This window comes from Oleiphilus sp. HI0061, assembly GCF_001635675.1.
The window spans coordinates 1-8,260 of the sequence record NZ_LWFE01001066.1; the positions used below are offsets into that span (position 1 = coordinate 1).

The 8,260-nt window shown below is 44.7% G+C and carries 7 protein-coding genes; 6 read left to right on the forward strand and 1 reads right to left on the reverse strand.

Annotated features, from left to right (window positions below; genetic code table 11):
• Positions 1 to 1,033 (forward strand): AMP-binding protein (locus A3735_RS14640; RefSeq protein WP_156499682.1); only part of this gene is annotated, 1,033 nt, incomplete at its 5' end.
• A gap of 181 nt (positions 1,034 to 1,214) precedes the next feature.
• On the opposite strand, the gene A3735_RS14645 is transcribed toward A3735_RS14640, so the two are convergent.
• Positions 1,215 to 1,883 (reverse strand): DUF3047 domain-containing protein, encoded by a 669-nt coding sequence (locus tag A3735_RS14645; RefSeq protein WP_197469663.1) that lies wholly within the window; start codon positions 1,881 to 1,883, stop codon positions 1,215 to 1,217.
• Between the two features lie 172 nt (positions 1,884 to 2,055).
• On the opposite strand from A3735_RS14645, the gene A3735_RS14650 reads away from it, so the two are divergent.
• The 5 genes from A3735_RS14650 to A3735_RS14670 all read left to right on the forward strand — a co-directional run.
• Positions 2,056 to 2,340, forward strand: coding sequence for a YebG family protein (locus A3735_RS14650; protein WP_068508847.1), 285 nt, complete (start codon positions 2,056 to 2,058; stop codon positions 2,338 to 2,340).
• A gap of 253 nt (positions 2,341 to 2,593) precedes the next feature.
• On the forward strand, positions 2,594 to 3,358 hold the full coding sequence (locus tag A3735_RS14655) for an exodeoxyribonuclease III (RefSeq protein ID WP_068508849.1): 765 nt from the start codon (positions 2,594 to 2,596) through the stop codon (positions 3,356 to 3,358).
• A gap of 182 nt (positions 3,359 to 3,540) precedes the next feature.
• Complete coding sequence (locus tag A3735_RS14660; protein ID WP_197469783.1) at positions 3,541 to 5,487, forward strand: diguanylate cyclase; 1,947 nt, start codon at positions 3,541 to 3,543, stop codon at positions 5,485 to 5,487.
• A 22-nt stretch (positions 5,488 to 5,509) separates the two neighbouring features.
• On the forward strand, positions 5,510 to 7,150 hold the full coding sequence (locus A3735_RS14665; protein WP_068512252.1) for a PAS domain-containing sensor histidine kinase: 1,641 nt from the start codon (positions 5,510 to 5,512) through the stop codon (positions 7,148 to 7,150).
• 52 nt (positions 7,151 to 7,202) lie between these two features.
• Positions 7,203 to 8,260: sigma-54 dependent transcriptional regulator (locus A3735_RS14670; RefSeq protein WP_068638202.1), on the forward strand; the 1,058-nt coding region annotated here is incomplete at its 3' end.

Consider the following 8,260-nt stretch of genomic DNA (forward strand, 5'->3'; position numbering starts at 1 on the left):
TTACCTTCCTTTGGCACACGTGATGGAGCGTTTTGTAGTCGAAATGGCCTCTATATCTGTTGGCTTTCAATTATTTTTCGCCGACAAACTCGATACCTTTGTCGCTGACTTGAACCGAGCAAACCCTACCTTGTTCCTGGCGGTTCCTCGAATTTGGACAATATTCCAGACAGGTGTCTTTGCCAAGATGCCAAAACAAAAGCTCGATCGTTTGATGAAGATTCCTTTACTGTCAGGCTATATGAAAAAACGCGTATTGAAGACGCTTGGTCTGCAGGATGTACGCTATGCTGCGAGTGGCTCTGCACCACTAAGTCAAGATACGATTGCCTGGTACCAAAAGCTTGGTCTTGAACTCCTCGAAGGCTACGGCATGTCTGAAAACTTTGGTTATTCTCATATGTCCCAGCCAGGCAGAAGTTGCCTTGGTTACGTAGGTGAACCTTTACCTGGTGTTGATTGTCGAATCAGTGAGCAAGGTGAAATTCAAATCAAGAGCCCTACCCTGATGATGGGTTACTACAAGGATGAGGCGAAAACCAAGGCTGAGTTCACTGAAGATGGCTATTTGAAAACCGGGGATCGTGGTGAAATTGATGAACTTAAACGCCTTAAGATTACCGGACGAACCAAAGAAATATTTAAAACCAGTAAAGGTAAATACGTTGCGCCAGCGCCAATAGAGAATAAGATTATTGGCCATCAAGACATTGAGATGGTTTGTGTATCGGGCGCTGAGTACCCACAACCTCACGCATTGGTAGTATTAGCCGAATCATCGGCCAAAAAAACAAGCTGTGATGACTTTAAAGCAGAGCTTGCCTCTAGCTTTCAATCTTTAATCAAGGACGTAAACTCTACACTTGACCCTCATGAGCATATCAAGTTCGTGACGATTGTCAGTGATGAGTGGAGCATCGCCAGCGGGCACCTAACACCGACGATGAAGATGAAGCGAGATGTTATTGAGTCGAGTTACAAGCCTCATTTGGATGATTGGTATGAAGCACGCCAAGCGGTTGTTTGGCATTAGGGTGCACTATCGTCATCCCGGTGTGCTCTTCAGCCGGGATCCATGATACCTAGCACGGCGCATCAAGCAAAATGGATTCCCGCTTAACACACTGCGGGAATGACGCGTCTTTAAGACTACGGGAATGGCGCGTTTTTAAGACTGCAGGATTTCAGCAACTTGACCATCCGTGAAATCCCTATCACCGTTCCGAAAAGAATATATCACCGTATTCAGCTTCGGCATTCGACCCGGAGTCATCGGCATCAGTCATAATCGCAATCGCCTCAACTTCGTCATAGGATTTGCCGAGCCAGGCTTTCAGATCTTCCTGAATATTTCGTTTTTCTATATGCCACTGCCCTGCGCCGTCGCTATTATTTCGTAAGGGTATCATCAGAGTGTTGTCAGGCGCATAAGCATTGGGCCAACTTGCTGGCGCATCTTCCCGGCTCGACCAGACATAATTCAAGGCCTTGGTTTGCCAGAAAAACCAGCCATCAGAAACGACTACATAGATTCTCGCAGCATAGTCATCGCCTTGCTTCGTTTCTTCAGGCAAACTCGCTAAGGGTTTATTGACCTTCCAGCGCCAATTTAAAAAGGGAGTCTTCTGTATATTCACTTTCATTTTCTTGAACATACCCGAAGCAGAAGCTTGACTAATTGCATGCAAAACCTTCAGTTTGGGATTATCACTTTCGTCTTTCAAACGATAAGAGGTTTCATCATTGAATTCGACCGACTCCCATTCCTCCAGCCCCCATTCAGAAAACTTTCCAATTGAGACAGTATTCTCTCCCTCAGCATATGCATTAAACCCGAATAAGACGAAGATAAAATAGCTAGAGTATAAAAAGACTTTGTTCATAAATGGTTTCTTCTGCAACATAAGTTCTTAAAAGAATATTAGGGTCGCAACCTGCCCCTAATATTCTCTTAAGAACACCATGGCAGCAAAAAGTTCAAAAAACAATGGTTGACTAAACCCGATACTGTATTAATATACAGTTAAATTGATAATCGCTTGATGGAGAAGAGTCATGCCAGTCATTGCAATGTGGAAATGTGATCGGGACGGTGCCATGTTTGAAAACAAAAAAGATGCAGACGCTCACGACAAAATGCTAGAGCTTGGTGAGCAATTTACGACCTTAATTGAAAGCCAAATAGCGGGTGTAGATGAAGCTCAAGCAGAATCCTTTGGCCTCTTACTTGCCAAGCATAAGGAGCTGATTATTCAAGCATGTAAGGGCAAACCAGAAGTTCTAGAGGAATTGAGCAATCCTCAGAATGTGACTGACATTAATGAGGCCAGCGGCTCGTAGCGCCCTAGGCCTCCTTGCCACGACTAGCGGTGCGCAGTGCGCACCCTATAAGGCCCCACACTCCCTCACCACCATAACAGGGTGGTTCGTGTACACCAAATTACGGCGAACCCACTGACCTGTCATTTGCGAAATCGTGCCTAAGCCTGTTCTTCCTTAACCTTTTTCACTAAACTCTCTCCCTCGTTTCTGTACGTCTGCTCTAGCGAGCATTAATTGGTGTACGTTATTTGATTTAAAGAGAGGTTTTATAATGCGATTGGTTTCTTGGAATGTTAACGGTATTCGAGCGGTGATGAAGAAAGACTTTCTCTCCTCTCTCGAATCTATGGAAACAGATGTTCTATGCTTGCAAGAAACCAAAGCCCAGGATGATCAGGTGATGGAAGCACTTAAAGATCTTGAGGGCTATCATATCTACTGTAACTCTGCCGAGAAGAAAGGCTACTCAGGCACAGCTATTCTGACCAAACACGCACCTATTTCTGTCCAATACGATATGGGAATTGAAGAGCACGATCAGGAAGGTCGAGTGATTGCTGCTGAGTATGACGGCTTTTACTTGGTTACTGTCTACACCCCAAACTCTGGTAGTGAGCTTAAACGTTTGCCTTATCGTCAAGAGTGGGACAAAGACTTCAATGATTATTTAAAGAAACTCGAAGAAAGCAAGCCAGTTATCTTATGTGGCGACCTGAATGTTGCGCACAAAGACATCGACCTGGCCCGTCCCAAGCCCAACTACAATAAAAGTGCTGGCTACACGCAGGCAGAAATTGACGGTTTAGACCGCTACGTTGCGTCTGGTTTTATAGACACTTACCGAGAACTAAACCCTGAAACCGTCAAATATAGTTGGTGGAGCTATCGAGCCGGCGCCCGTGCGAAGAACGTAGGCTGGAGGATTGATTACTTCCTCGCCTCCCAAAGCTTGCGCGACAACATCAAAGCCGCCGATATTCTCAACGATATTATGGGTTCTGACCATTGCCCTGTTCAGATCGATCTAGCGCTTTAGACGTAAGATCCCACGAATACCAACTTCGTCACGTTGATTTATCCTTGGTCAACGTGACAAGCACTCAACTTGCCCTATACTTTTAAAGATCAACTGGAAATTACGACCTTTTCAGTCCAACTCTTTCGCCATTAGTTCAAGGTTTGTTAGTGCTCTCATCCATGTGCCCCCAGATTAGGGATTTGATAAAGCGTTCTTTTAGCTGCTGCTTGCTTATTATTGCACTCATGTCAGTGACCTGCGCTCATGCTGATAATTTATCGATAACAGACCAAACCCGCTTCATTACGCCTAACCAGAGTATTACACCCACAACAATTTACACACCAGGTAAAAGCCAAGGCATTCCGATAGGCTCAAAAATGCTCTACTTAGAGGATGAGGAGCATCGCCATAGTATTAATACAATTCTAAATAAAACACACGCATGGAAGCACATACAACGAGCCTCCCCAAACTTTGGCTTCACCAACTCAGCTTTTTGGTTTAAGTTTAGAATTGATAACCCAAGCAACAAGCCCAGCGATGTTTACCTAGAGCTAGCCATTCCTTTTCTGGATAAGGTAGAACTATATCAAGTAAATAAAGGGCAAGTTGTTGCTCAGCATGTAGTCGGTGACACCTATCCCTTTGAGCAAAGACCAATAAGCCATCAAAACTTTGTTTTACCGTATACACTGAACAAAGGAAGCAATGAGTTCGTCATGCGAATCGCTTCCGCGGGAACTATCGAAGCACCATTAATACTCTGGGACACCGAGAGTCATGCCAAATTTTCTTCTGACGACCACCTGATGCAAGGTATCTGGGCAGGCGTCATCGGCATCATGGTCATCTATAATTTATTGCTATTTTTCTCTATCAGGGAAATGAGCTATTTCTACTATGTTCTTTTCGTTTTCAGTTACTTGCTCTTTCAAATAAGCCTAAAGGGTTATGGCTTTGCCTATCTATGGCCAGAGGCTCTAGAATGGAATAGCTACGCGATATCCGTTTTTATCGGCGGTTGTAATATTACCGTTTTAGTGCTGATTATTGAGTTTTTAAAGCTCAAAGAAACCAACCCAAAAGCTTATCGCATTGCACAAGCTTTAGCAGTCGTGTCCAGCATCTCATTTGTGCTGACCTTTATCATTTCATATAGCATTACGATACGTCTAAACAGCGCTCTTGCTTTAATCAATTGCACCATGTCAATGCTACTCGGGTATATCGCTTTGTTCCGGGGACATTCTGATGCTCGCTACTACTGCCTCGCCTGGACCACAACTTTCTTGGGGATTGGTACATTAGGCGCGGTTAAATTCGGGCTCGTGACGGCCAATTTCTTTACCAATAATGCAGGGCAAATTGGTGTTCTATTTTTGGTATCCCTGCTTTCTCTTGCTCTAGCCAACCGAATAAACCGTGAAAAAGAAATGCGCATTCTCGCCCAGGAATCTGTACTTTCAAGTGAAAAGAGGCTACGAGAGTCGCAAGAGCAATTATTGGAAACACAAACCACTATCAATGCCCAGCTAGAGTCCAAAGTCCGTGAGCGGACTCAATCCATGCAACGAGCGCTCACCGAGCTTGAGCAAGCAAATAATCGCCTGGAGTTAGCCTCTACAACCGACTCCTTGACCACTCTATTCAATCGCCGGCACTTTGAATCACGCCTGCATATCGAGCTAAAAAGAGCTGAACGGCACCGCCGCGAGTTGTCTGTCATATTATGCGATTTAGATCGTTTCAAATCGATCAATGATAACTATGGGCATAAAACTGGAGACGAATGCCTCCGCCATGCCGCAGTAATTCTAAAAAACACTATCACACGTTCAGGCGATATCATCGCGCGCTACGGAGGTGAAGAATTTATTATTTTGCTTGTTGATACCTCATTGAATGAAGCTGAGCATGTTGCCAACACCCTATGCCAAGAATTTTCAAACTCTGCCTTCGAATCAAACGGCAATATTATCGAGTTTACTGCAAGTTTTGGTGTATCCAGCTTATCTCAAAAGTCCCCCAAGACTGCTGACGAGCTCGTCACGCGTGCCGATATTGCAATGTATGAAGCTAAGAATAACGGCAGAAATCAGGTAAAGCTCTGGAACAATCCGGGCGCCCCTACCACACCAGAATAAGTACGACCCAAGAACCAAGTTTATGGAAACCTCCCCGCAAAGCCAGTCTCTTTTTAATTACTATAACTTTTATCGAGTCGTTGTCAGTATTCTGCTATTTGGAATATCAATATCGCAACACAGCGTGGTACAAGAATTTCGCTCACCTCTAATATTTGAGGCGCTTACGCCAATTTATTTAGGGCTGAACCTCTTTTGGCTACTCGCATTTCGCTTTCTCATCGACGCTCACCCCAAGCAAATTTTTATTACATTACTTCTCGATATACTGCTCTTGCATGCCTTGTTCTATTTTGCCTCGGGTATCTCTGGTGGTTTGGCTAACCTGATCATTATCAGTGTCGCCGCAGGTAATATCATTATTCGAGGACGGATAGGACTTTCATTCGCTGCCTGGGCCACACTGCTTACTATTTTAATTGAGGGTGAGCGCTTCCTTAACGGCTTCAATTCACTTTCCGATGTCCCGCGGACAGGTCTGATTGGCTGCATGTACTTTGCGAGTGCCTATATACTCCAATATTTGTCGATCAAGATTTCGGAAAATGAATCTTTACTTAAACAACAAGAGCAAGATTTAAGAAAGCTGGAAAAGCTTAACCACCAGATTATCCAGAGCATGAGAACAGGTATTATCGTCTGTAGTGAGCAAGGCGAGGTTAAATTAATCAACCATGCCTGCCTGGATTTAGTCAGCCTGGCGGAAAAGCAGCCCTTACCTTCCTTGATTGCTGATAGGCTAACATTATGGAAAGAAGCACCCGGCGTACGTACAACTCCCTTTCGAGTCAGCCAGGAAAAACCTTTGGTTCAGGCAAATTTCTCTCGCTTACAAAATGAAGCAGAGTCTGACATCCTGGTTTTTTTAGATGATACTCGCAAGACTGCGCAACAAGCTCAACATATGAAACTGGCCTCTCTCGGTCGCTTAACCGCAAGTATAGCGCATGAAGTTAGAAACCCATTAGGAGCAATTAGCCACGCAACACAACTCCTGGCTGAGTCTGAAAACCTTGACCCGGCAGACCATAAGATGACGGATATCATCCAGCGTCACTCAAAGCGTGTAAATCAGATCATTGAAAACACTCTGCAACTTAGTCGTCGAACAGAGCCAGAAGTTGAAGACATCACCTTGGCCAACTGGATTGATAAAATCGTCGGCGAATATAAAGGGCACCTGCACTCATCAGACAGAATTAATATTATACTTGCAGACAAAGACGCAACAGCACGCTTTGACCCAAGCCAAATGGAGCAAGTGTTTATCAACCTGATCGACAATGGGCTTAGGCATGGCTTAAAGTCAGATTGCAGCGCACAGTTATTTATATTGCTATCCAAAACCACAAAGGATGGCCAAGCCTATATCGAAGTAATCGATCAGGGTGAAGGAGTCTCTGAAGAGAACTCCCATCATTTATTTGAACCATTCTTCACCACTGAATCTCAGGGCACAGGACTTGGTTTGTATTTATCACGAGAAATCTGCGAAGCAAACCAAGCTCATCTGGACTATATCAACCCGGCCAGTACCGAATTTCATCAGCATTGGAAGTTTGATAACCATCGACTAGACAATAAGGCTTATCAGGCTCTTAAAGACCTTAAGCTTGGTGCGTGCTTTCGAATTGTATTTGCTCACCACAAGCGAATTGTTTAACAATAGGCTTATTCTTCTTAATGCTTTCTAAGCGACAGACAAGACTCAATATATGACCAAGCAACGCGCCTTAATTATCGACGATGAACCTGATATTCGAGAGCTGTTAGAAATCACACTCATGCGTATGGGGATAGACACCTGTAGCAGTGCGACAATCATGGACGCCAAGGCCTACCTAAGTGAACAAAGCTTTGACCTTTGTCTCACCGATATGAATTTGCCTGATGGCAACGGCATTGATCTCGTGTCGTTCATACAAAAAAATCATCCCGATATGCCCGTTGCCATGATTACCGCGTACGGCAACGTCGAAACAGCCATCAGTGCCCTTAAGGCTGGTGCTTTTGATTTTATTTCAAAGCCTGTTGACCTTAATCAGCTACGAGGGCTGGTGACCAGCGCATTAGAGTTATCAAAACGTAAGGCAAACGAAAGTCCCTCTAGCACTCAACCCGAGCACATAAAAGGCAAAACAAAAGCCATTCAGAAGCTCAACAAACAGATCGATAAACTGGCACGTAGCCAAGCTCCAATTTATATTTCTGGTGAGTCAGGTAGCGGTAAAGAGCTGGTCGCTAAAATGATTCATCAAAACAGCCCTCGCGCTAGTACCGGCCGCTTTGTCCCGGTCAACTGTGGGGCTATTCCTAGTGAGCTGGTAGAGAGTGAATTCTTTGGCCACAAAAAAGGTAGCTTTAGTGGAGCAATCGAAGATAAATCCGGGCTATTTCGGGCAGCTGACGGCGGCACTCTATTTTTAGATGAAGTCGCCGACCTACCTCTTGAAATGCAGGTGAAGCTCTTACGTGCAATTCAGGAAAAGCGAATCCGGCCTGTTGGTGAACAGGAAGAGGTTCAAGTTAACGTCCGAATTCTTAGCGCCACCCATAAAGACCTGGCCAAACTCGTTGAAGATGGCAGCTTCAGGCAAGATTTGTTTTATCGAATTAATGTCATCAAACTCGATGTACCCTCGCTCAGGGAACGCAAAGAAGACGTTTCCTTACTCGCAGACTATTTCCTGGAAAAGATAGCCCGGGACTGTGGCGTCACAGACGCAAAGCTCTCCAATGCAGCACTTGAGAGCCTGTCAGAGTATAGCTTTCC

What these genes read in the sequence shown, in the direction of transcription:
- A3735_RS14665 (WP_068512252.1), top strand. Translation starts at nt 5,510, where the DNA reads ATGGAAACCTCCCCGCAAAGCCAGTCTCTTTTTAATTACTATAACTTT.
- A3735_RS14650 (WP_068508847.1), top strand. Translation starts at nt 2,056, where the DNA reads ATGCCAGTCATTGCAATGTGGAAATGTGATCGGGACGGTGCCATGTTT.
- A3735_RS14655 (WP_068508849.1), top strand. Translation starts at nt 2,594, where the DNA reads ATGCGATTGGTTTCTTGGAATGTTAACGGTATTCGAGCGGTGATGAAG.
- A3735_RS14645 (WP_197469663.1), bottom strand. Translation starts at nt 1,883, where the DNA reads ATGAACAAAGTCTTTTTATACTCTAGCTATTTTATCTTCGTCTTATTC.